Annotated in this window: 1 protein-coding gene; it reads left to right on the top strand. The window is 71.3% G+C overall.

What is annotated here, in order from left to right; translation table 11 throughout:
• Positions 1 to 72: 72 nt before the first annotated feature.
• The gene (locus EAO70_RS35390) at positions 73 to 1,671 is read left to right on the top strand and encodes a sugar ABC transporter ATP-binding protein (protein ID WP_261993209.1); all 1,599 of its coding nucleotides are present in this window, start codon (positions 73 to 75) and stop codon (positions 1,669 to 1,671) included.
• The last annotated feature ends 35 nt before the right edge of the window (positions 1,672 to 1,706 follow it).

The following is a 1,706-nucleotide window of genomic DNA, read 5'->3' as shown; positions in this document are numbered from 1 at the left end:
CCCCGCACCGGCCCCGTCCGCCGGCCGGCGCTCGCCCCGGTCCTTCCCGTCCCTTCAGCACGTGAGGCCAGCATGACCACACCCGGCACCCCACCCCCCACGCAGGCGACCCCAGGTGTCGGTGTCGCCGTCGAGAACATCACCAAGCGATTCGGTGCCGTCCAGGCCCTGAGCGGCGTCACCCTCACCTTCCTCCCCGGGCAGGTCACCGCCCTCATGGGCGAGAACGGCGCCGGCAAGTCCACGCTGCTGAAGATCCTCACCGGCGACCACCAGCCCACCGAAGGACGCGTCCTCCTCGCCGGGGAGCCCGTCTCCTTCTCCTCCCCGCACGTCGCCCGCCGGGCCGGGATCCGCATCATTCCGCAGGAGCCGGAGATCATCCCGCACGTCTCCGTGGCGGAGAACGTCTACGCCGGATCCCTGCCCCGCAAGGCCGGCCGCCGCCTCGACCGCGCCGAACTGCGCCGCAGGATCATCTCGGACCTGGCGCGGCTCGGCTTCGAGAAGGTCATGGACCCCGACCAACTCGGCGCTGAACTCACGCCTGCTCAAAGGCAGTTGGTTGAGATCCTGCGCGCCCTCACAGGCGACGCCAAGGTCATCGCCTTCGACGAGCCGACCTCCTCGCTCGCGGAGAACGAGGCCGAGGCACTGTTCGCCCTCATCGACCGGCTGCGCGCCCAGGGCATCGCGATCATCTACGTCTCCCACCGGATGAAGGAGATCTTCCGGCTCGCGGACCGCATCGCGGTGCTCCGCGACGGTGCCTCCGCCGGAGTCCTCGACGCTTCCGCGACCACCGAGAGCGAGGTCGTGCGGATGATGGTCGGCCGCGACCTCTCCTCGCTCTTCGTGCGGCAGGACGTCGCCCGGGACGACGTCGTCCTCGAACTGGACGGCGTCACCACCGACGACGTCACCGACATCAGCCTCCGGATCAGGGCCGGCGAAGTCGTCGCCCTCGCCGGCCTGATGGGCGCCGGCCGTTCGGAGCTGGGCCTCGCGCTCGCCGGCGACCGCCCCCTGCGCTCCGGCCGGATCGTCCTGAACGGCCGGCCCCTGCGGCTGCGCAGCCCGAAGGACGCCATCCGGGCGGGCATCGGCCTGGCCCCGGAGGAGCGCAAGGCCCAGGCGCTCTTCCTGCACCGGTCGATCCGCGACAACACCTCCCTCGTCAGCCTGGAACGCCTGCGCCGGATGCGTTTCGTCCGCCGCGGCCAGGAGAAGACCGCCGCCCAGGACTTCTCCGACCGGCTCAGGGTGCGCACCCCGTCCATCGAGCACGAGGTCCGTCAACTGTCCGGCGGCAACCAGCAGAAGGTCGTCCTCGCCCGGTGGCTGCTGCGCCGGCCGAAGGTCCTGATCCTCGACGAGCCCACCCGCGGCATCGACATCGGCGCCAAGGCGGAGATCTACCGGATCATCGCCGACCTCGCCCGGGACGGCGTCGCCCTGCTCGTGATCTCCTCCGAACTCCCCGAGGTGCTCGGACTCGCCGACCGGATCGTGGTGATGCAGGGCGGCCAGCGGGGAGCGCTTGCGCGCCGCCGGCGGGCAGAACCTCAGCCTCATCGGTGCGCTCGTCATCGCCCTCGGCCTCGGGCTGCCGTACACCTCAGGCCCGTACCTCCGCTCCCGTCCTCCGGACCGACCGGACACCGACGCTAGGAACACGCCATGACGCTTCTGTCGACGCGCGCTAC

Origin of the sequence: Streptomyces sp. adm13(2018) (genome assembly GCF_008042145.1) — a bacterium.
Lineage (GTDB): Bacteria > Actinomycetota > Actinomycetes > Streptomycetales > Streptomycetaceae > Streptomyces.
The sequence above is the reverse complement of the archived record's forward strand: the minus strand, read 5'-3'. Positions and strand labels throughout refer to the sequence as shown.

What these genes read in the sequence shown, in the direction of transcription:
- EAO70_RS35390 (WP_261993209.1), top strand. Translation starts at nt 73, where the DNA reads ATGACCACACCCGGCACCCCACCCCCCACGCAGGCGACCCCAGGTGTC.